This window comes from Flavobacterium sp. GSA192 (assembly GCF_006386525.1).
GTDB lineage: Bacteria > Bacteroidota > Bacteroidia > Flavobacteriales > Flavobacteriaceae > Flavobacterium > Flavobacterium commune.
This window is the reverse complement of record NZ_VAHC01000002.1, coordinates 551,789-574,962: the sequence shown is the minus strand read 5'-3', so window position 1 is coordinate 574,962 and position 23,174 is coordinate 551,789. Positions and strand designations below refer to the sequence as shown.

The window sequence follows — 23,174 nt, the reverse complement described above, 5'->3', positions numbered from 1 at the left end:
TTTTTTTTTTACAAATTCCTCATTTAATTGTTATTTTAGGAAATAAAAACTTAATAGTTTGATAATTCATAAGCAAGTTTACAAAAACTTTGTTTAAGTATTTTTATCATTAAAAATGATTTAAAAAAATGAATTTAAACTCTCCTAGCAAAAACATTTTAGTAGCTCCGTTAAACTGGGGCTTGGGACACGCAACACGCTGTATTCCTATTATTAAAGCCTTACAAGACAATAATTTCATACCAATTATTGCCTCAGACGGCATTGCTTTGGACTTATTAAAAAAAGAATTTCCCTATTTAAAATTTCTTGAACTACCTTCTTACCAAATAGAATATGCCAAAAACGGCAAGTATTTTAAGTGGAAACTGCTCAAAAATTGCCCAAAAATGATTGAAGCCATTTTAGAAGAAAAAAGATTAGTGAAAAAATGGATTAAAAAACACGACATCGACGGAATTATCTCTGACAACAGACTTGGCGTATTCAACAAAAAAGTGCCTTCGGTATTTGTTACTCACCAACTCAATGTAATGACAGGAAATACTACCTGGTTGAGCAGCATTTTACATCAAAATATTATAAAAAAATATACCGAATGCTGGATTCCGGACACAGCAAGCACACCCAATTTAGCCGGCGAATTAAGTCATTTAAAAAATCATGATTTAAACATCAAATACATCGGGCCATTGAGTAGAATGCAGCAAAAAAAAGCAAATAAAAAATACGACTTGATGATTATACTTTCAGGCCCTGAACCGCAACGGGGAATGCTGGAAGAAAAATTGAAAAAAGAAATTACACTTTACAATGGTAACATTCTTTTTATAAAAGGAATTATAGAAAAAGAACAAAAAAAAGAACAAATAGGTAGTATTACTTTTTATAACTTCATGCACAGCCGACAACTGGAACAAGCACTGAACGAAAGTGACATCATTCTTTGCCGCTCAGGATATACCTCGATTATGGATTTGGCAAAACTGAACAAAAAAGCCTTTTTTATTCCTACTCCCGGACAATACGAACAAGAATATTTAGCCAAAAAACTAAAAAAAGAAGCTCTTGTTCCTTTTACAAAACAAGAGCTTTTTACTATTAAAGATTTGGATGAAATTGACAACTACAAAGGACTTTCTGAGATAAAATCGGATTTGAATTGGGCTGAAATATTTAATGTGTTTTTAAGGTAATGGAAATTCTATTTTTATACTTAAATAGGAACATTAACTTCTTTTAGAAAAAACTCATTGGTTTGTTTAACAAACGACAACAGAGTAAATATTTCAACATAACTTTTCAAAATTTTTCCAGAGTAAAATTAAATTTCGTAAACTTTCCTACTTCAGATTCCACCTCAATTGTACCACCTAAAGCCAATACTAGTTTTTTTACTGTTGCCAAACCAATACCGTTTCCGGTTTCTCCATTGTGATCACAAGTGTCTAAAACTTCAAAAATTTCAAAAATTTTATGCTGATCTTCTTTCGATATGCCGGGACCATTATCAGTCACTGATATTTTATATTGTAATTCTTCCTCTAATATCTCAATTTCAATTACAGCTATCTCTTTATCATTGTACTTTACAGCGTTACTAACAAGATTAATTAAAATTTGTTCTAAGGCTGTTTTATTTGTAAATAAAACCGGAACATCAGACTTTAAATTAATATCGTTTTTATTTTTAAAACTAAATAAACTTATAATATCGCCTTTTAAAGTTTGTATATCTATTGCTGTTTTTTCCTCATCAATAATTTTATCAAATTTACTGTATTCAAGCAGTTCATCAATTAATCCTCTCAGTTTAACAGATGACTTACTGATTAATTCTATAACTTCAACAGCTTCGGCATCTAAATTTTCTGCATAATGATCAATAAAAAAATGTGTCAGAGCGGCGATGTTTCCTAATGGTGATTTTAAATCGTGAGCTGCTATATAAGCAAAGCGCTCTAATTCTTTGTTTTTGTTTTCAAATTCGAATAAATTTTTTTCGAGTTGTTTTTTTTTCTTTCTCAACTCTAACAACTTCATTGCCTGATTCGAAAGTGCTTTCAAGGATTTTATCTGATTCTCACTTAATTCATTAGGTTTATTATCAATAACACATAAAGTCCCAAGGGGTAAACCATTTTGACTAACCAACGGAGCTCCTGCATAAAAAACAACATTAGGTTCCTCAATTACAAGAGGATTATCATAGAATCGATGATCATTTCTGGCATCCTGAACAATAAATACTTCATCAGGATTGAGTATTGCATGGGCACAAAAAGCAATTTCCTTAGAAGTTTCCATAACATCGGTACCATAATGTGATTTAAACCACTGTCTTTTATTGTCTAAAAGACTAATCAGTGAAATTGGAGTACCACATATTTGAGATGCTAAATAAGTTAACTCATCGTACTCATCTTCAGGCAGAGTATCTATAATAGCATAAGAATCTAAGTCTTTTAACCTCTCATTTTCCCATACAAACGTATCTGGTTTAATCATAATCCTTTTTTTAATACTTATGTTAAAATCATATTTACTTACAAAATTTATAATTTCTTCCTCTTAGGAAACCTTATAAATTTATCAACATTTACTACTATCATATCAGTTTATCAATTGGTTATCAGTCGAATAGTTCTTTTCTCTAATTGAAAAACCAACAATCCACATTGATTACAGATAATCGGTTAAGTTTTAAACCCTCTTGGATAATTGTAACCAAAACTCCTCTATTTTAAGAATTGCCTTTAAAAACTCATCCATATCAATTGGTTTTACAACATAACTGTTACTGTAATTTTCATAAGCCAAATTAATGTCTTTCTTAGCAGAAGAAGTAGTCAAGATAATTACCGGAATTTTCTTTAATCCTTCGCTATGTTTAATTTGTTTCAAAACTTCATGACCGCTAAATACTGGCATATTAATATCCAGTAAAATCAAATCAGGTTTTTCAACATCGGTATAAGCTCCTCTTTTAAAAAGAAAATCTAAGGCATCTCCCCCATTTCTTACAACACTTATATCAGTCTTAATTTTACTTTCTTCAAAAGCATCAAGAGTTAATACAATATCTCCTTCATTATCTTCAACTAATAAAATGTGTACTGGCTTCATACGCTATAATTTTATGTTTTTTTTTAATTTTTCTATACAAACCAAGCAAAAGAAAATATCTAAATTCAACTATACTTTGGGGTTGTTTTTAGGAATTGTAAAATAAAAAGTAGTTCCCTTGTTCTCTTCAGATTCCAGCCATATTTTACCTCCCCAGGATTCTATATGCTTTTTGGCTATAGCCAAACCTATTCCCGTTCCACTGTATTCATTCCTATTGTGCAATCGTTGAAAGATAATAAATATTTTTTCAAAAAACTGACTGGCAATTCCTATTCCATTATCTTTTACAACAAATAACCATTCCTCTGTTTTGTCTTCCACTTTCAATTCTACAACAGGCGAGACTGTTTTTGACGAATACTTAATGGCATTATCCAGTAAACAGTGTAAAGTTTGAACTAATGGAACTCGAAAAGCTTCGATTATTGGCAAATGATTAAAATGTATTAAAACCGATTTTTCAGTGATAATTTTACTCCTAAGAATTTTATAATCCTCAACCATATCCGCCAGACTTACCTTTTCTTTGTTCTCATCGAGTTTACCGGCTCTTGAATATTCTAATAAATCAAGAATAATTTGCTTCATTCTTTTGGCACCATCTGTTGCAAAATAAATGTACTCATGTGCTTTTTGGTCTAAAACGTCACCATATTTTCTTTCCAGTTGGTTCATAAAACTGGTTATCATACGCAATGGTTCCTGTAAATCATGTGAAGCAATAAATGCAAATTGCTCTAACTGTTCATTACTAAGTTCCAAATCATGAGCATATTTTTTTAAGGATTCATTTGCTTCCTGAAGTTTAACTTCCTGAAGTTTTCTTTCAGAAACATCAGTTACCGCACCAATTATTCGTATCGCTTCTCCTTTATTATTTCTAATAAAAATAGCCCTGTCAATTACATAAGCATAAGTACCATCTGCACGCCTGAATCGATATTCACTTTTCCAATTCAATAATTTACTATCCTGTTCTACTCTTAAAAGACTTTCATGCACAGCTTTAAAATCATCCGGATGGACATTTTCTGTCCAGAATTGCATTGTTGGAGTGATTTTATCTAAATCATGCCCAAAAAGTTTTTTAAATCCAATTCCCCAATACAAGATACCCTCTTCTATTTTTAAATCCCAAATAGCATCATTGGTAGCTTCTGTTACTTTTTCAAATCGTTCATTGGCCCTTAAAAGTCTTAAATCAGACTGTTTCCTCAAGGTTACATCTTTAAAATAAACCGAAAGACCATCTGATGATGGATATACAGAAACTTCAAACCATTTATTCAATGTAGTGTAATACTCTTCAAAACTTACATTTTTTTGAGTTTCCATAGCAAAATGATATTGGCGATAAAAATCGGAATCTATAGCATCGGCATATTCTTCCCAAAGATTTTTACCCATTATCGAATCCCTTTTTTTACCTAAAAGATTTTCAGCTTCCTTGTTCCAATAAGTTACAATCCATTCATTATCGACTGCAAAGAAGGCATCGCCAATACTTTCCAGTATATTATTTCTTTCTTCGTAAACATCTAATAATTTTTTTCTCAAAGAAATATCTCTAAAAAACACTGTTAATCCATCTCCTGAAGGATAAGCATTTACTTCTAGCCAAATCCCGTAATAATCTTCAAAACTAATGGGCTGTCCGGTTTCTAAAACTTTATGATAATTAGTATAGGAAGGAAGAGAAACAGCATCCGGGAATACATCCCACAAATTTTTGCCTAAAAGCTGTTCTCTTTTAACACCCAATAATTCTTCGGCTGCTCTATTCCAATACGATACTATAAAATTTTCATCTATCGTAAAAAACGCATCGGCAATACTTTCTACAATGTTGTTTTTCTCCAGATAGGCTTTTTCAAGTTTCTCCCTAGCCAATTTACGTTCATCAATATTTTTAAAATAAACCGAAATTCCTCCGTTTGAAGGATAGACATTTATTTCATACCATTTGCCATCTCCGGGAAAAAGATATTCAAAAGAAGTTGATTCTTTGGATTTTGCAACATTGTAATAAACCCTTTCTAAAGAGGTTCCTATGGCAGCTGGGAATTCCTGCCACAAATTCTTACCAAGAACATCGACAGCTCTTTTTTGAAGAAGATTTTCTGCCTCTTTGTTAAAATAATTAATCTTCCAATTTTTATCAAGAGCATAAAAGGCATCCGAAATACTGCCTAAAATTTCACTGAATTGAAGTTCTAACATTTTAGCATCATGAATATCCTGAAAACTACCGTATATACGCACACATTTTCCATCTACCAAATCAGCATTGCCTATTACACGTACCCAACGTTCATTCTTTTTAGCAGTAATAAGTGCCGCTTCAAAATTAAAGGTCTTACCTTCTGAAATACAGGAATTAATACTCTGCCTAATCATTTCCCTAAAATCCTTTCGATAGAAATTGATTCCTTTTAATAAATCCGGAACAAAATTTCTAGGATTTGTCTCATGCAGTTGATGCACCATATCTGTCCAAAACAGTTTTCCGTCAATCAAATCAATTTCCCAGCTTCCAATTTTAGCTAATGATGATGCCTGAGCATTAAGTTCACTTAACTTTTTCTCTTTTGTTATATTTTTTGCAGTAGCATAAATTAATCCGTCTTCAAGTTGTGAAGTACACACCCAGCTTAACCAGACAATTTCTCCTTTTTTGGTAATATATCTATTTTCAAACTTAAAAGTAGTTTTGTCCTCTCCTATTTTTTGCAACTCCTGTAATGAAATATCTTTATCTTCAGGATGTACAAATTCCACACAATGATGAAAAAGTAATTCCTCTTCCGAATACCCTAACAACTCACATCCTGCGGCATTCATTTTAAGAAACCTACCTTGAAAATCGGCTAAACAAACAATATCCGGAATCGCTTTAAATAAATGGTCAAGGCTTGACTCAAGCGTTTTTCTGTTTATTTCTGAACCGATGAAGGTCTCCAATTCTTTAAAAACACCAACATACCGATTCAATTGCACACTTTTTTTAGTGGAACCAAAAACCAACACCCCTACAATTGAATCTTTAAACAGCAAAGGAATGCCTGAAACTGCCTGAATACCTGCCTGCAATGCGGCATCTTTCCTGACAATAAAATCCTTCTTATCTTCTATATCCCAAACAATCGGCTTTTTGGTTTCCCATACCAAACCTGCCAGACCTTCACCAAATTTAAAAGATCTTATTTCCTGTGTTTGAAGGTAAAACTGTGCTGCCGTATTCGAATTATTATGATAACTCAGCAGTTGAATCAGTGAATTTTCAAGATTAGGAATCCAAACTTCTACAAAATCAAATTCTCCAAAATCAGCAAATTCAGAACACAACTTATTCGTGGCACTTTTAAGTTCTGTCTCTTCATTAAATATTAAACTTATTTGTCTTAACAGCCTTTGCTCTAATTCACGATTCATTTTCGCAGTCACATCCCGCTCAATTGCAATCCAATGGGTAAACCATCCTTTTTCATTAGCTACAGGAGTAACAGAAAAATTAATCCAAAATTCTTCTCCATTCTTCTTATAATTAATAATTGTAATTTCACAAGATTCCCAATTTTGAAGTGCTTTTTTAAGTTTGGCAAGTTCCGCTTTGTTTGATTTTGGCCCTTGTAATATACGAGGGCTTTTACCTATAACCTCATGAGACTCATAGCCCGTCATTTTAGTAAATGCTTCATTAACATATACAATACGTGGTCCAGGAGAATCAAAGGGTTCGGCTTCAGTAATTAATATAGCGTCATGGGTATTAGTAATTACACTTTCTAATAGCTTATGCCTTTGTTCTTCTTCTTTCTCTATAGTAATATCTCTTACCGTTCCTTCAAAAGCAATTGGCTCTCCATTTTGGTCTTTCACCAATCGCCCTAATTCATGCACCCATCTTATACTGCCATCGGGCAAAATTATTCTATGAGTAAAATCATGTTCTTTCTCTCCTGAAAATGAAGCATTTTGCTCTATTTCAAAAGTTTCCTTGTCATCGGGATGAATCGTTTGAAAAAAATTATCATAATTTACATCAAAATCTTCTTTTGTTCGACCCCATATTTTATAAACTTCATCAGACCAGGAAAGTGTGTTTGCATCTAGCTCCAATTTCCAATATCCCAACTTTGCTATTGCAGAAGCCGCTTTTAATCTTTTTTCTGATTCTTTTAAATTTCTATACTTCAATTCCCGCTCTGTTACATCCTGACAAACTACCAGCATACCTTTTTTTTGCTGAAAATCTATTGGATGTCCGTTCATTTCTATCCGGATATTTTCTCCACTCTTTTTTTTATGCGTAAAAACACCCAAATAAATAGCTGCTGTGTTTGCCTCTTCCTGAGAAATTGTAAGAAGCATTTTAGAAAACGATTCGGGCGGCATTAAGTCCATAATAGTCAATTGGAAAAACTCCTCTTTATTATATCCATATAATGCAACAGCCGCATTATTTACATCAAGAATTTCAAAAGTATCCAAATCAAAAAAACAATTTGGCAAAGGATTAAAATAGAACAAATCACTATAACTTTCTTTCACTTTTCTTATTTTTTGATTAATTTTCATAGCTTAAAAACTATCCCTTTTTTTTTTTGATTTTATAAATACTAAAAATTAACTTTTAAGATTGTTTTTAGAACTTTACCGGAACAAAGCAAATCTATTTTGGTCTTCATTAAAGTGTATCAAGATTATTAACACCCGATAAAGCCTTACGAATTAATCACCCTCTTAAAAGTTAATTTTAAACATTTTTAAAATAACAGCTGTAATTTATGAAAAAAGAACTACAAATCATTTGCTTTAATCAATAAAAAAAGACTAAATTTAGACTTATACAATCTTACATTTTTTAAGACACCACAGATTTTCTTTAAAATTTAAAAAATATTAATTCAATTCGTTAACAACAGAAGCCTTTTAAATACAATATTTTTAAAAATTCAGGATTAATTTTTTTAATCATCTAATTAACAAACACCTATGAAAGAAAGTTCAGCCTCTTATAAATTTCTTGTTGTTGAGGACAATCCGGGTGATTTCTATTTAATAGAGGAATACCTGACGGAAAGCTTTGCTTCATTAAAAATAGAAAATGCAAAAAATTTTACGGAAGCAAAAGAGTATTTAACCAAATCTCCATATTGTTTCAATATCATCTTTTTAGACTTAAGCTTACCCGACAAACAGGGAGAAGAACTCATAAAAAACATTTTACTGAATGCCGGAGAAATCCCGGTAATTGTACTTACAGGATATAGTGACATTGCATTTAGTGTTCGATCGTTACATCTGGGCGTTGCCGATTATTTGAATAAAGACGAATTAAACGCTACTTTACTCTATAAAAGTGTAGTTTATAACATCGAAAGAAAAAGAAAAAAAGACGAATTAGAAGAATCCAAAAAGCTTTATAGCGATTTATTTCACCTGAGTCCAATTCCGATGTGGGTGTTTGATGTAAAAACATTGTTCTTTTTAGACGTCAATCAAGCGGCAATTAATCATTACGGTTATTCGTTACAGGAATTTTTAGCAATGACCATCAAAGACATTAAACCGCTTGAAGAAATGACAAAAATGAAACAGGCTTTGCATGATAATGAAACTTTATTTAAAGACAAATTCAAACACATCAAGAAAAACGGAACCCAAATTGATGTAGAAATACAAAGTACACATATAGAATTTCTGGGTCGCAAGGCAAAATTAATGCTGGTTTATGATATTACAGAAAAAATAAAATATCTGAAAACGATAGAAAGCCAAAATGAAAATTTAAAAGAAATAGCACGAATTCAATCTCATGTGGTACGTTCACCTGTAGCGCGAATTTTAGGGCTACTCAACTATATGGAAGAATACGACTTAGATGATGAAGAAAAAAAATTCTTTCAAAAAAGCTTAAAAACATCAGTTCTGGAATTAGACGACATCATAAAAGACATTACCCATAAAACACAACAATTGAGCCCACAAAATAATATAAATGGTTCTAAAAACATATTCAAATAAATTAAGTCCGTTTTGCAATTATACTTAAAAAACACTTATAGACTATTTTTATGAAAAATGAATTGAAACCCAACTTTGAAAGGATTATGATTATTGATGATAATCAAATTGATCTCTTTATATTTTCAAAATTACTGACTAAAAATAATTTTTGTGAAAATATTTTACAATACTCCTCTGCCGAAAAAGCGCTAAAATACATCACAGAAAACCAAGGAAACAGCCAGTTAATGCCACAAATCATTTTTCTTGATATTTATATGCCTGTAATGGATGGTTTTGAATTCTTAGAAAATTACAGACAGCTTTTTAAAAACACAACTCAACACTGTAAAATAATAATGGTTTCCTCTTCTATAGACAATAGTGATATTTCCCGTGCCAAATTAGACAAAAATGTAGTGCTATATGCTACAAAACCAATATCTAAAAATTTATTTGACAATATAACTGCACTCTAAAAACAAAATATCCAACAAAAAAAAACAGATTCTTCAAAATGAAAAACCTGGTTTTTTTGTGATAAAAATATTCGATAGCTATTGCTTATCCTCAAACTTTTCATGTTTGATAATCTTAGCCTTAATCATAAAATGAACGTGCTCAGCAATATTAGTACAATGTTCTGAAACGCGCTCTAAATGTTTTAAAACCATTACCAGATTCATTCCCGAAACTACAGCTTTCGAATTCGATTTCATTTCGTTCATCAAATTATGAATCGTATCGTCGGTTCCTTTTTTAATACTGTTATTAAGTACAAAAATTTCTCCAATAGTGGTTTCGCTTCTATCTAAAAAACACTGATTCATTTTTACCGTGATTTCCTCAACTTGTTTTGCCAATTCGGCTACATTGAATTTTACAATTAAATCGTGTTTGTCTTTAATGTTTTTCGAATTTTTGATAACACTCATTGCCAAATCGCCAATTCTCTCAATCTCATTACTAATTTGCATCGAAGCCATGATAAACCGCAAATCGGAAGCTACAGGCTGTTGCAAGGCAAAAATAGTTTGACAAATCTCATCGATTTTCACATCTAATCTATCTATTTTTTCTTCGGTTTTTTTCACCTCTTTCTTCTCGGCCATAGGCTCTGAAAGCAGAGCTTTTACCGCTTCAATTAATTGATTTTCGGCAAGAGTACCGATCTTGATGATTACGTTTTTAAGTTTATCTAATTCTATTTCGAAGTGTGATGCCATTTTTTTAATTTTAAAGTTATCCGATTACAATTGGGAACAATTATCAGCCAAATCTTCCCGTTATATAATCCTCAGTTTGCTGTATTGCCGGTTTGGTAAAAATCGTTTTTGTCTTATCACATTCAATCAATTTTCCCATATAGAAAAAAGCTGTATTGTCGCTCACACGCGCTGCCTGCTGCATATTATGCGTCACAATAACAATAGTATATTGCTTTTTTAATTCGTGTACTAATTCTTCAATTTTTGAAGTCGAAATAGGATCTAATGCCGAAGTAGGCTCATCCATCAATAAAACCGAAGGCTGTATAGCCAGAGCACGGGCAATACACAAACGCTGTTGTTGTCCACCGGATAATTCAAATGCCGATTTTTTTAACTTGTCTTTTACCTCATCCCAGAGTGCCACCTGCTCAATGGAAGTAATGACTCTTTCTTCGATTAAATGTTTATCCTCAACTCCGTTTACTCTCAAACCATAGGCTACATTTTCATAGATTGTTTTAGGAAAAGGATTAGGTTTCTGGAACACCATTCCCACATTCTTTCTCAAATCATCAACATTAGTATTCTTTTGATAAATATCCTTTTGATCAATTAAAATACTTCCTTCCATTCGGGTGTTATCAATCAAATCATTCATTCGATTCAATAAACGCAAATAAGTTGACTTCCCACAACCTGATGGCCCAATAAGTGCCGTAACAGTATTCTCCTTCATCGATAACGAAATGTCGTGTAAGGCCTGGGTTTCTCCGTAAAAAAAATTTACGTTTTTGGATTCTATTTTGTGCATGTTATACTTTTTACTTTTACTTAATAAACCAACTTTAATGGCATTAATTCATTTTTACTTTTTTCCCGTAATATTTACGAAGTGCATTCGCCAATAAATTAGAGATTAATACAATTACAATTAAAATAAGTGCCGTTCCATAAGCCATTGCTCTGGATTTCTCAATATTAGTCCCACTGGTTGCAATTACATATAAATGATACGGCAAAGCCATAGCCTGATCAAAAATAGACGAAGGTAATTTAGGCAAAAAATAAGCGGCTACAGTAAATAAAATAGGAGCTGTTTCGCCTGAAACCCTTCCGATGGAAAGAATCAAACCGGTAATGATATTTGGAAAAGCGATTGGCAAAACTACTTTGCTTGTTGTTTGCCATTTAGAAGCTCCCAAACCTAAACTGGCCTGCCTGAAAGTAGAATCAACAGCTTTTAAAGATTCTTCAGTTGTTCTGATAACAACAGGAAGTACTAATAATCCCAGAGTTAATCCACCGGCTAAAATTGAATCGCCAAAACCCAGTTTATTTACAAATAATGACATTCCGAACAACCCAAAAACAATCGATGGAACTCCCGCCAGATTATTTGTCATCTGTTTGATTATCTTTTTAACCCAACCGTCTTTTACATATTCGTTCATGTAAATTGCAGCAAAAACACCCACCGGAAAAGCAAAAATCATACTTGCCAAAACCAAACAAAGCGTACCTATGATGGCAGGAAAAATTCCGCCTTCGGTCATTCCGTTACTTGGCATTGCTGTAATGAATTCCCAACTAATTACGCCGATTCCTTTGACCACAATAAATGCCAGAATAACAAATAAAAGGGCTACAATAGCATAACTTATTGCTGTAAAGATTCCAAAAGCAATGTTTTGACTAATTCTCTTTTTACGGGCTAATTTATTTTGTGCTTTCATTATTAATGTTTTTTGTGTGCTTTTCTGTTAGTCACTAATTCGACTAACATATTGATCCCAAATGTGATTAGGAATAAAATACAACCCAAAGCAAATAAGGCTTCGTAATGCAAACCTCCGTTTGGTGCTTCACCCAGTTCGGCAGCAATGGTTGCCGGAATGGTTCTTACCGGAGCTAAAAGGGTATTAGGAATTACAGCAGCATTTCCGGTCACCATTAATACCGCCATGGTTTCGCCAATAGCCCTACCAATTCCTAAAATAGCTCCCGCAGTAATTCCCGAAGCCGAATAAGGCATGACCACCTTATAAATCGTTTGCCATTTGGATGCACCTAAAGCCAAACTGGCTTCTTTCATGGCACGTGGCGTATTGCGCATGGCATCTTCTGAAATAGTAATAATAGTTGGCAAAGCCATAATAGCTAAAACCACACTTCCTGCTAATCCGGTTTCGCCTACAGGCAAATTAAACATTTCCTGAATTAAAGGGACAATCACCACTAATCCAAAAAAACCATAAACTACCGATGGAATTCCGGCTAATAATTCGATTAAAGGTTTTAATAAACTTCGGGTTCTTTTTTGAGCAATTTCACTAAGATAAATTGCCGCTGCTAATCCAATAGGCAAAGCCAATAAAATAGCACCAAAACTTACCCACAGCGTTCCATAAATTAAAGGCTTTACTCCCATTTGAGCAATGGGCTGGGCTGTAGGAAACCATTCTTCACCTGACAAAAATTCCCAAACCTTAATTTTATCAATATCTAACTCTTTGCCAACAAATTGATCCGACTTGTATTTATCTGAAAAAAAAGCAATAATGCCGGGTTGTTTCTGAATTAGTTCATTAATTTTTTCAGGAAAATGCTCAAAGTTAGCTCCTAATTCTTCCTCAGTATAATATTGGGTAATATCACTGGTTGTAAATAACACTATGGGCCTGTTCTCACCTCCGAGTTGATTCCAATTGGTTATTTTTTTATCAAAAACATCTTTTACTTGCGAAGGCTGAAGGGTCTTTACTTTGTTAGTAGCATTAACCACTAACAAATAACCATCATCAATGGGTTTTCTATTAAAAACTCCAGCACCTTCAATAAATAGAAAAAAAACAATCAAAACTACGGTAATACTTGTGGCCGCACCACTTAGCATTAAAATGGCTTCGACAAGCTTCTCTTTCAGCTGTTTAAAATTTGTTTTCAAATCAGTATCTTTTATTTTTTTGCAAAATTACATCAGCCTGACTGACTGAATGTTCTGTAGTTATTACTATTGAGTTAACTTAATGTTAAGCCAATGTATTTTTGGGTATAAAAAAAGGTTATCGATAAAAAATGATAACCTTTTCAAGAACTTATAATAACCTTTAGAATTATTTTAATGGAATATAACCAATATCTGAAACTGTTTTTTGACCTACATCCGAAAGCGCATAATCAACTATTGATTTTACTTTGGCTGCATTTGTTTTATCATACATATAAAATAACGGTCTTGAAATTGGATAGCTTTTATCTTTAGCACTAGCTATTGAAGGCTCAACAAAGGTTTTTCCCTGATCATAAGAAACCGCTAATTGTTTTACTTCTTTAGTTTCATAAGCCAAACCAATGTAACCAATCGCTCCTTTTGTCTGACCTACAGCCTGAACAATGGCTCCTGTAGCCGGTAAACTTAACACATCTGTAGCGTAGTTTTTCTTACCCATTACTTCTTCTTTAAAAAACTCGTAAGTTCCTGAAGAAGATTCTCTGGAATAAGCCACAATTTTCTCATCGGCTCCACCTACTTCTTTCCAGTTTTTAATTGCTCCGGTAAAAATTCCTTCTAATTGCTCACGAGTTAACTTAGAAACTCCATTAGCCGGATTCACAATTACAGTTAAAGCATCAAATGCAATAACTACTTCTTCAATCTCTTTTTTAGCTTCTGAGAATTTCAATTTCTCTTCTGTTTTCAAATCTCTTGAAGCCATGGCAATATCAGTAGTTCCATCGATAAGAGCAGTAATCCCTACTCCTGATCCTCCACCTACTACAGTAACACTGATGTTTTTGTCAGATTTCATTAAATCTTCAGCTTCTTTTTGAGCCAATGGCAAAACAGTATCACTTCCTTTGATAGTTACTGAAACAGCTGCTGCATTATCCTCAGAAGCCTTATCTTCTGTTTTAGCCTTACCACAACTCAACATACCTATTAAAGGTAAAATCAAAAATAATTTTGTTTTTTTCATTTTGTTTTAAATTAATTGTTGCAAAAGTAAATCCTCCATATTAAGCCTGCGTTAATTCATCATTAAGCAATTGGACACTTTTTTCAAGGAAAACTAATTTTTAAATATATTGTTTAGATTAGAATGAATTAAAAATTAAACTGCGCTTGTAATCGCAATAAATTACCACGTTGTCTGTTGACAGGCAATGCGCTGTCTTCAAAAGTACGATCGGCAATTACCCATTCGGCTACTAATTCAAAAGCTTTGAAAGGCTGCCATTCCAATCCTAATTCGTAATCTCTTACTACATAACTTCTGGCATCTTTTTCAAATTTCTTTCCTCCATCATAGTATTGGAATTTTGCAAAAGGATAAATCAAATGATGTCTAGGCAAATCTAATTTGTAGTTCAGTAATACATAACCTCCTTCTAAATGAGATACATCAACCGTATTTGTTGTTTTGTTGTAACGAGGTCCTTTACCAATGTTATATTCTGCCTGAATCCCGAATGGTTTTGGATACAATATAAAAGAAGCCGCCACACGTTGATCTAAGGTATTTTGTTTGTTAGCAGTAGTTACACCTGTAGAAAGTTCGCTAGTAAAAGCCCATTTTCCGGTATAAGCCTGAATTCCCGGCTCGATAATTTGGTTCCCTACTACAAACGGATAACTAAAACGGGTTACCACATGCAGGTTTCTATTTGCTTCTAATTTATTAGCCGTTTGACCGTTGTAAGCTCCAAAGGCAAATACTCCGTAATCTCCCGAACCTTTATAACCCTCTTTAATCAACATAGCAAAACGCTCTCTAACCGCTGCTGGTGCCCAGTAGAAAAAAGCTCCCAAATCACGCTCATTAACCACAGCACTGTTCAAACCGTCGTTTCGGTCTAATGTCAATCGGTTTTGACTTGATTGCATATTTTCAAAACCATAAGGCACTTTACTTTGTCCTATACGCACTCTAAATTCTCTCTTTTTATCAAATGACAAATCAAAATACGCATCTCTTAATTGGGCAAAATGCAATGCTCCAGAAACAGGAGAACTGGCAAAATCCGGCTGAATATAAACATAAACATTAGGATGTATTTGACCTGAGAACACCAAACGTGCACGTCTTAAGAAAAGGCCATTGTTTGATTTTGCATCCGGAGCAGTTGAAGTCGTCCCCCAGGATTTATCACATTGATCACAAGCTACTTTATCATTTGTTGACAACAAGCCATTGTATCGTACCTGCACATAACCTCTTAAACCAATATTATCATACCAATGTTCTTTTTTCTCGGATTTCTCCGGTTTTTCAGTAAGCATTGGTTTTTCCTGTTCGCTCTGTTTTTGTTTGTTAGCCGAATTAATAGAATCTAAAATTCGAACTACTTCTTTTTTAATCTCGTCTTTCTTTACATCTTGCGCATTCATTAATGACGAAACCAACAGTAAACCTGTAAATAAAAATCTTTTCATTTTAAGTATAAATCAATATTACATTATTTTAACGCAAAACTAATATTAAACTTTTTATCCAATATTAAGCCTGAGTTACCATTTGAACACCACTGCATAAACATTTGTTTACATTAGCACTCTAATTCTACATTTAAACACATACGCAGAAATTAAAAAACCAATAAACACAGTACTTAAGAAGCTTTTATTTGTTAACATTTACTTAACATTGAGAAAAAACAGCATTCTGTTTTTATCAAAAAAAATACTTTTCGGCTTCATATTTGAGGATATTTATTTACAATTCCAAAATTCGTTTATCTTAAAATTTCCATTTAAATACTAAAACGAAGCTCTAAATCTGATTTTTAAAACAACCAAACAACCTTCGTATCGCTATTTTTTCAAAAATGACTCAATTACACTTGTATAAAACAAAAAAGGTGTCGCTGTACAAACAACGACACCTTTTAAGTGTTTTTAATTTACAAATGCTATTCAGGCACTAATTCTTTATCCTTTTCTTTTTCTTTCTTTTTCTTCTTAGCTTTTTCGATGGTAAATGAAAACTCAGATCCAATTCCGAATTCACTTTCTACATATATTTTCTCTTTATGCGCTTCGATAATATGTTTTACAATGGCTAAACCTAATCCCGAACCTCCCTCGGCTCTGGAACCACTTTTGTTCACGCGATAAAAACGTTCAAAAAGCCTTGGAATATTTTGTTTTTCAATTCCTTCGCCGTCATCACTTATTCTGACTAAGACCTTTTCTTTAGTTAAATTCACAACGGCAATTTCGGTAGTTCCTTCTTTTTTACCGTACTTAATCGAATTCACAATCAGGTTTTCTATCACCTGCTGGATTCGGTCTTTATCGGCTTTGACAAAATTAGGCTGGATATTTTCATTTTCAAAAACCAAATTGATTTTCTTTTTATCAGCTTTCATTTCTAACAAATCGAAAACATTTCGAATCAGCTCTACAATATCAAATTCGGTTATTTCTAAATTCAAATCACCCGATTCGAGTTTAGTAATCATATCCAAATCTTCTACTATATAAATGAGTCGCTCTACTCCTTTATCGGCACGTTTTAAATATTTTTTACGAATAGCCTTGTCTTCCATTGCTCCGTCAAGCAAAGTAGAAATATAACCTTGCACGGTAAACAATGGTGTTTTTAACTCATGCGATATATTCCCCAGAAACTCTCTTCGGTATTCTTCACGAACTTGCAGCATTTCGATTTCCAGTTTTTTATCGGTGGCAAACTTCTTGACTTCACGGGTCAGCGTTTCCATATCAGTTGTGATAGGCTGATTGATAAGCGTACTGGATTCTAACAGGGAAACATCGTCGTAGATTTTTTTGACTCTTCTGTAAATAAAACGCTCCACACGGTATTGAAGTACCAAAAATGAAAAGAGATAAATAGCAAAAACAAAAATAATCCCGAAAAGAAATAAGGTTTTGGTAGTGGTATTAAAAATTATCATTGCCAGAAAAAGAACAAAAGCCGTAGAAAAAAGGCTGATGTAAAATGCCGATTTGATGGCAAACTTGTATGTTTTTTTGAAGCTAATTTTCATTTATTCGTCTTTGTTCTTAAATAATAACAACCCTGTCTTTTTTTAACCATATACCTGTCTGCCGACAGGCAGGAGTCAGATACGTTTTTTCTCTTTGGCTGATTACAAAAATATCATTTTGAAAATAAGAGCATGTAAGCATAAGAACAAAAAGAAAACCTAACTATAACATTGGTTAAACTTATATGACTTCCCGTTGGGTGTAATACCATTTAGAAATATAGAGAGGTCTGATTGTTTTTTGTCAAATCGAGCGCAGTCGAGATTAATAGTAGTTCTCGACTGCTCTCGAACTGACAATCAAGAACATTTTATATTCTAAATGGTGGTATAACTTATATGGTTTTAAAAACCAATCTTATACTTCAAATTTATACCCTACTCCTTTTATGGTTTTAAAAAGATCATCACCTATTTTTTCACGCAATTTTCTAATGTGTACATCAATAGTTCTTCCGCCTACCACAACTTCATTACCCCAAACCTTATCCAGGATTTCGTCTCTTTTAAATACTTTTCCTGGTTTTGAAGCTAAAAGGTAAAATAATTCAAACTCTTTTCTAGGCAAAGCAATCTCTACATCGTCTTTGATAATCTTATATTCTTCACGATTAATTTCGATTCCGCCCACATTTAGCGTTTCGCTGTCCTGTCCGCTTGCTTCTTTCAATCTTCGCAATAAAGCTTTTACTTTACTTACTAATAACTTTGGCTTAATCGGCTTAGTGATATAATCATCGGCCCCGGCATCAAAACCGGCTACCTGAGAATAATCTTCACTTCTTGCTGTTAAGAAAGTAATAATCACTTCGCTCAATTCAGGAATGTTTCTAATATTCTCACAGGCTTCCATACCGTCCATTTCCGGCATCATCACATCCATGATAATTAAATCAGGTAATTCCTTTTTAGCTTTAGTAATTGCCTCTCTACCATTAGAAGCTGTAACAATTTGATAGCCTTCCTGAGCTAAATTGTAACCTACAATTTCTAAAATATCTGGTTCATCATCTACCAGTAAAATCTTTGTGTTTTTCTTTTTCATAGCTAGCAAATTTTCTTTTGCGATGGTAAATGTACTAATAAAAAAACAGCATAAAAGTTGTGTTAACTGTAATTTAAAGAGATAACGATTTGATAATATTGAAGCAACATAATCGTAACAACCGATTAACACCAACTTTACAAAGCTGACATTACTTTGCAAAAAATTTAATCAAATTATGAAACTTAGATTATTGATTCTAACGCTTTTTATTACAACAATTAGCTTTGCTCAGAGTAAAGGTACAATTTCAGGAGTAATAACAGACAAAAATTCGAACAATGAAACACTACCTTTTGCAACTGTGCTTGTAAAAGGGACTAAAATTAACACTACTACCGATATTAATGGAAAATACACTATTAGTATCGCACCGGGAAGCTACACAATTCAATATAGCTTTGTTGGTTATGAAACTAAGGAAGTTGCCGTAAAAGTAACCGAAGGAGCTAAACTAACTCTTGATCAATCACTCTCATCAGGTGGTTATACCCTCAAGGATGTTGTAGTAACTGCTACTAAAAACAGACAAAAAGAAACAGCATTATTACTTGAACAAAAAAATGCAGTTGAAATTAAGCAATCTATTGGCGCACAGGAAATGTCCCGAAAAGGTGTTAGTGATGTTGAAGCAGGACTAACAAAAATAACCGGAATCACCAAAGTAGAATCCAGAGGGTTATTTGTACGTGGATTAGAAGACCGATACAACAATCTACAAGTGAACGATTTGGCGGTTCCTTCAAACAGCCCTTTTAAGAAAATCATTCCTTTAGATTTATTCCCAACTGATATTGTTGGCTATATGGATGTTTTTAAAACTTTCAATCCAAATATTTATGGTGATTTTGCCGGTGCAACAATTGATATTCATACATCACAACCTACAACTAGCTTTACCAAATTAAGCTATGGTGTTGGATATACTACCAATAACAATATGAGTGATTTTCTACTTTCATCAGATGCTGATAACACAAAAAGCTTCTTTGGATTTGGAGGACAGGAAAGACAATTACCAAGTGGATTTGGTAAAATACCAAACGGACAAATTAATAATAATTTCGAATCAAGCTGGAATGTAAAGAAAATGAAATCTCCTTTAAACACAAGTTTTGGGGTTACTCATGCTGATAATTTTTCAATAGGAAAAAACAGTAACACATTAAAATACATTCTGGGAGTTAATTTTGATAATAAATATCAAATTAGAAAAGGAGCTGATCGATTTTTTGCAATTGGACAAGGAGAATACGACAACAACTTAAATCGTTCCCAATACAAATTTTTGACTCAGGCTTCTGCTTTACTTGGATTAGAATACAAAACTGACCGCCTAAAATTATCAACAACTTCATTGTTTTTAAAATCTACCGAAAATCAAATTCAAGATCAGGTTGGTTACACCAGAAATGCGAAAGACAATCCAAATGAAATTATTCGTTTGAATCAATATGACGAATCTAACTTTTTTACTAATCAGTTAAAGTCAGAATATAAGTTAACTGAAGAGGGTAATCATCTTATTAAAGGAGGATTATCATACACCAGAACAAAATACAATCAGCCTGATAGAAAATTTATAAACGGTGTGCTTTTAAATGAGGAAGAAGCAGAAACACGTTATGGAAGTAACCACCTTATCAGACAATTTTTAGACGTTGAAAACAATTTTCATTTGTCAGGATTTTTTGAATATCAATATTTATTCGGAAAGAATGAAGACAAAAAAAATAAATTATCAGCAGGATACAACGGCTATGCCGAATACATGACGACCTCCTACCGATTTATTTCCGGAATTCCAAACGGATCTCAACCTGCTAATATTGTAAACATAAACAATATTGACAGTTCCATTCAAAATGATATTGCTAACAACAACTTATCATTTACTGAAAGTACTAACGGAGAATACAAAACCAAACTTGATAACAGAGTTGATGGTGTTTACGCTAATTTGTTATTTCATGTAGGAGAAAAACTTGAGATCAACACCGGTTTACGTGCTGAAAATACCATTCGTGATCTGAAATACCGATTGATTTTTGACCCAATAGGATCTGCATACAGAACAAATCTAACTGAAAAACTAGACATCCTGCCATCATTAAACATCAAATATTTAGTTAACGAAAACAGCAACATCCGTTTTGCAGCAAGTAGAACAATTACCAGACCTGTTTTGTTTGAAACACTTCCAATGACTTATATTAGTGCAGACGGAACATCTGAAAGAGGAAATGAAAATCTAAAAAATTCCACAAATACAAATGTGGATTTAAAATATGAAATCTTCCCAACTAAAAACGAACTTTTCGCAGTTACATTATTTGGAAAACACATTCAAGATCCTATCGAACGTTCATTTGACAATTTTGGTGGTGGTTCCGGAAGACAAGTTGCCTATTACAACAATAAAACAGCTTCAATTTTTGGTGCTGAATTCGAAGTAATTATTGAACTAAGCAGATTATCCGAACAATTAGAAGGACTATCTTTTGGAGCTAATACATCAATTATGCACACAGAAGCTGTTGCCGACACAAACAGAGGATCCTATTTTGATACTTTTGAAAAAAGACAACTACAAGGAGCTTCAAACTGGTTAGTAAATGCCGATTTAAAATATGCGTTTGAATTCAATAGTGAATGGAAAAATACTGCAACCCTAGTTTATGGAGTTTACGGAGACAGGATATACGCAGTAGGTATTGCAGGACAAGATAATGAATACGAAAAAGCTTTTCATAAACTAGACTTTATTTGGGGACAAAACATTAATAAAAAATGGGATATTAAATTCAGTATCAACAACATTTTGAACCCAAATTACAGAAGAGTTTTAGGAGGTGACAATAAAATTCCAATATTAGAATCTTCATTAACCTTACAAGAATACAAAAGAGGTACAGGATTTTCAACCAGCATTTCTTATACATTTTAACACTAACAACTTACCATCCGAAAGGATGGTTTTTTGTTTACACTAAAGCAACATTAAGATTACAATTAATCCAAATATGATAACTGTTTCATAAACTTTAGAAAACACCTAAAATTCCTTACCGATATACATTTGTAAAAAAATATTAAAACAATTCAATCATGAAAAAATTAGCATTAAGCTTATCAATCTTAGCAGCTTTATTCACAAGTTGTTCAACTAATGACGACGAAGGAACTATTCAACCTGTAGAAGGAGAATTAACCGGAGCTATTACAACAAACAGGACTATTGCATATGGAAACTATACTATTAAAGGTATTGTAACTATTGAAAGCGGAGTTACTGTTACTTTTGATGCTGGTTCAACAGTTACAGCAAATGCTGCTGATGGTGTTGATGCACTAGTAGTTAAAAATGGTGGAAAATTAATCATGAACGGAACTGCTAATCAACCTATCGTTTTAACTGAACAATCAAAAATTGCCGGTTCATGGGGTGGAATTATCATGTATGGTGATGCTCCAATTAGAGGTGCTGGTGATACGGCTTCAAAAACATCAGAAGACGGATTAAACTACACTTATGGAGGTACAAATGCTGCTCATAACGGTGGAACATTAAGATACGTTAGAGTAGAATATGCAGGTAAAAAAATTACTGACGGAACAAGTGAAATGAATGCGTTTTCATTCTACTCTGTAGGATCAGGAACTACATTAGACCATTTAGTTGCTTACAAAGGAGCTGATGATGGATATGAATTTTATGGTGGTACAGTAAGTGCTACAAACTTGATTTCTTACGGAAACTTTGACGACTCTTTTGACTGGCAAGACGGATGGAGAGGACAAAACAACTCTAACTGGTTAGCAATTCAAGTAGGTACAGGAAATTTCGGAATGGAAATTGAAGCCTCTAACAACAACAATACTTACTGGCCAGTTATAGCTAATATTACATTAAAAAGAACAGCCGGAACACAAACAGAAGGAGGTTCATCTGCAGCAGAATATGATGCAATCCAGTTCAAAAAAGAAGGAAATGGAGAATTTTCAAACGTAGTAATCTCTGGATACACAACAACCGGAGCAGCTGCTGTAAGAATTCAAGATGTAACTACAAACACAAATCAAGTAAATGGAAGTAAAATTAAATTGACTAACATCAAAATTAATGATGCTACTACTCAATTTGCTGGAGCTGGAACTATAATACCAGCTTTCCCAACAGGACAATTTACTACAAGTACAACTGCAACAGGAGCTTCTCTAACGTCTGGAACTTGGGCAACTGTTGATGGTGTTAATTTAGTTAACTAATCAGTAAACACCCTTTAATACTTTCAAAAACATCCTGATTATCAGGATGTTTTTTTTTGGCATACTATTTGATTTTTTGTATATTTACTACACAAAATCAAGCTGATGAAAAAAAACTACTTTTATAGTATCCTTTTAACGGTTTTTTTCTGCTCCCTAAGCGTTGTTGCTCAGGATAACAAGCAGCAAAATAACCTGAGCGCACCCTCAGTTATTGAGGGCTTGAATTTGTACCCTAATCCCGTAAGTACCGGTCGAGTAAATATTACAACTAAAAATGATGGTGAAAAAGAAATTATCATTTTTGACTTATTGGGAAAAAAAGTACTTCAAACCCATCTTAACTCCAGGGAACTGAATGTTTCCGGTCTAATGCCAGGTGTTTACATTATTAAAATAAACGAACAAAACGCTTCGGCTACCCGAAAATTAATTATCAGATAATCTAAACTTAAATAGTAAAAAGCTTCAAAATTCAACCTTTGAAGCTTTTTTTATGC

The 23,174-nt window shown here is 33.1% G+C and carries 17 protein-coding genes; 6 read left to right on the top strand and 11 right to left on the bottom strand.

The window, feature by feature from the left end; translation table 11 throughout:
• The first annotated feature begins 128 nt into the window (after positions 1 to 128).
• Positions 129 to 1,196 (top strand): glycosyltransferase, encoded by a 1,068-nt coding sequence (locus FDM27_RS06440; protein WP_140485651.1) that lies wholly within the window; start codon positions 129 to 131, stop codon positions 1,194 to 1,196.
• 106 nt (positions 1,197 to 1,302) lie between these two features.
• Here the strand turns inward: FDM27_RS06440 and FDM27_RS06435 are convergent, their stop codons facing one another.
• The 3 genes from FDM27_RS06435 to FDM27_RS06425 form a co-directional block, all read right to left on the bottom strand.
• Positions 1,303 to 2,508, bottom strand: coding sequence for a GAF domain-containing sensor histidine kinase (locus tag FDM27_RS06435; RefSeq protein WP_140485650.1), 1,206 nt, complete (start codon positions 2,506 to 2,508; stop codon positions 1,303 to 1,305).
• 195 nt (positions 2,509 to 2,703) lie between these two features.
• Entirely contained in the window at positions 2,704 to 3,126 is a 423-nt protein-coding gene (locus tag FDM27_RS06430) for a response regulator (RefSeq protein ID WP_140485649.1), read from the bottom strand.
• 69 nt (positions 3,127 to 3,195) lie between these two features.
• Positions 3,196 to 7,707 carry a PAS domain S-box protein gene (locus tag FDM27_RS06425; RefSeq protein WP_140485648.1) on the bottom strand — a complete coding sequence of 1,504 codons (4,512 nt, stop codon included), beginning with the start codon at positions 7,705 to 7,707 and terminating at the stop codon, positions 3,196 to 3,198.
• 417 nt (positions 7,708 to 8,124) lie between these two features.
• On the opposite strand from FDM27_RS06425, the gene FDM27_RS06420 reads away from it, so the two are divergent.
• Together FDM27_RS06420 and FDM27_RS06415 are read left to right on the top strand one after the other, a co-directional pair.
• Positions 8,125 to 9,156 carry a response regulator gene (locus FDM27_RS06420; protein WP_140485647.1) on the top strand — a complete coding sequence of 344 codons (1,032 nt, stop codon included), beginning with the start codon at positions 8,125 to 8,127 and terminating at the stop codon, positions 9,154 to 9,156.
• Positions 9,157 to 9,206: 50 nt separating this feature from the next.
• The gene (locus FDM27_RS06415) at positions 9,207 to 9,617 is read left to right on the top strand and encodes a two-component system response regulator (RefSeq protein ID WP_140485646.1); all 411 of its coding nucleotides are present in this window, start codon (positions 9,207 to 9,209) and stop codon (positions 9,615 to 9,617) included.
• A 78-nt stretch (positions 9,618 to 9,695) separates the two neighbouring features.
• Here FDM27_RS06415 and phoU read toward each other — a convergent pair whose 3' ends face one another.
• From phoU to FDM27_RS06375, 8 genes are all read right to left on the bottom strand, one after another.
• Positions 9,696 to 10,364, bottom strand: a complete 669-nt coding sequence (gene phoU / locus FDM27_RS06410; protein ID WP_140485645.1) for a phosphate signaling complex protein PhoU — start codon at positions 10,362 to 10,364, stop codon at positions 9,696 to 9,698.
• Positions 10,365 to 10,407: 43 nt separating this feature from the next.
• Complete coding sequence (gene pstB / locus FDM27_RS06405; RefSeq protein WP_140485644.1) at positions 10,408 to 11,160, bottom strand: phosphate ABC transporter ATP-binding protein PstB; 753 nt, start codon at positions 11,158 to 11,160, stop codon at positions 10,408 to 10,410.
• A 43-nt stretch (positions 11,161 to 11,203) separates the two neighbouring features.
• On the bottom strand, positions 11,204 to 12,082 hold the full coding sequence (gene pstA / locus FDM27_RS06400; protein WP_140485643.1) for a phosphate ABC transporter permease PstA: 879 nt from the start codon (positions 12,080 to 12,082) through the stop codon (positions 11,204 to 11,206).
• 2 nt (positions 12,083 to 12,084) lie between these two features.
• Complete coding sequence (pstC, locus tag FDM27_RS06395) at positions 12,085 to 13,293, bottom strand: phosphate ABC transporter permease subunit PstC (protein WP_255510494.1); 1,209 nt, start codon at positions 13,291 to 13,293, stop codon at positions 12,085 to 12,087.
• 169 nt (positions 13,294 to 13,462) lie between these two features.
• The gene (locus FDM27_RS06390; protein WP_140485642.1) at positions 13,463 to 14,326 is read right to left on the bottom strand and encodes a PstS family phosphate ABC transporter substrate-binding protein; all 864 of its coding nucleotides are present in this window, start codon (positions 14,324 to 14,326) and stop codon (positions 13,463 to 13,465) included.
• A gap of 128 nt (positions 14,327 to 14,454) precedes the next feature.
• Positions 14,455 to 15,630 carry a porin gene (locus FDM27_RS06385; protein WP_410503839.1) on the bottom strand — a complete coding sequence of 392 codons (1,176 nt, stop codon included), beginning with the start codon at positions 15,628 to 15,630 and terminating at the stop codon, positions 14,455 to 14,457.
• A gap of 629 nt (positions 15,631 to 16,259) precedes the next feature.
• Complete coding sequence (locus FDM27_RS06380; protein ID WP_140485640.1) at positions 16,260 to 17,360, bottom strand: sensor histidine kinase; 1,101 nt, start codon at positions 17,358 to 17,360, stop codon at positions 16,260 to 16,262.
• Positions 17,361 to 17,718: 358 nt separating this feature from the next.
• Positions 17,719 to 18,405, bottom strand: coding sequence for a response regulator transcription factor (locus FDM27_RS06375; RefSeq protein ID WP_071186230.1), 687 nt, complete (start codon positions 18,403 to 18,405; stop codon positions 17,719 to 17,721).
• Positions 18,406 to 18,583: 178 nt separating this feature from the next.
• Between FDM27_RS06375 and FDM27_RS06370 the strand changes: the two genes are divergently transcribed.
• From FDM27_RS06370 to FDM27_RS06360, 3 genes are all read left to right on the top strand, one after another.
• Complete coding sequence (locus tag FDM27_RS06370) at positions 18,584 to 21,352, top strand: TonB-dependent receptor (protein WP_140485639.1); 2,769 nt, start codon at positions 18,584 to 18,586, stop codon at positions 21,350 to 21,352.
• 161 nt (positions 21,353 to 21,513) lie between these two features.
• On the top strand, positions 21,514 to 22,674 hold the full coding sequence (locus tag FDM27_RS06365; RefSeq protein WP_140485638.1) for a hypothetical protein: 1,161 nt from the start codon (positions 21,514 to 21,516) through the stop codon (positions 22,672 to 22,674).
• A 105-nt stretch (positions 22,675 to 22,779) separates the two neighbouring features.
• The gene (locus FDM27_RS06360; protein WP_140485637.1) at positions 22,780 to 23,118 is read left to right on the top strand and encodes a T9SS type A sorting domain-containing protein; all 339 of its coding nucleotides are present in this window, start codon (positions 22,780 to 22,782) and stop codon (positions 23,116 to 23,118) included.
• The last annotated feature ends 56 nt before the right edge of the window (positions 23,119 to 23,174 follow it).